Below are 329 nucleotides of genomic sequence, written 5' to 3' on the forward strand. Positions count from 1 at the left end.
GGCGGTAACAGGGGTTCGAATCCCCTTAGGGATGCCACTTATTTTTTATTTCCTTTATTGGAAGTTAATGAATAGGTAAAAAGGGTATAACAAACTAGGTCTTGTTGTTTCCTTTGATTGAAGAACGTTTCAATCATAAAAGCGAGATGGAAATCTTGTTTGATGCTTTTCTAAGTAGTTGAACCTTGTTTATTCAATGTTCACTTACTCAATAGTTTTAGTGTCCCTATCGTCTAGAGGCCTAGGACACCGCCCTTTCACGGCGGTAACAGGGGTTCGAATCCCCTTAGGGATGCCACTTATTTTTTATTTCCTTTATTGGAAGTTAA

The 329-nt window shown here is 38.6% G+C and carries 1 tRNA gene; it reads left to right on the forward strand.

The window, feature by feature from the left end:
* The first annotated feature begins 222 nt into the window (after positions 1–222).
* Positions 223–298 (forward strand) — tRNA-Glu (locus tag H4J75_RS19805).
* Positions 299–329 lie beyond the last annotated feature (31 nt).

It is taken from the genome of Colwellia sp. BRX10-1, assembly GCF_014077545.1.
In the GTDB taxonomy this organism is placed as follows: domain Bacteria; phylum Pseudomonadota; class Gammaproteobacteria; order Enterobacterales; family Alteromonadaceae; genus Colwellia_A.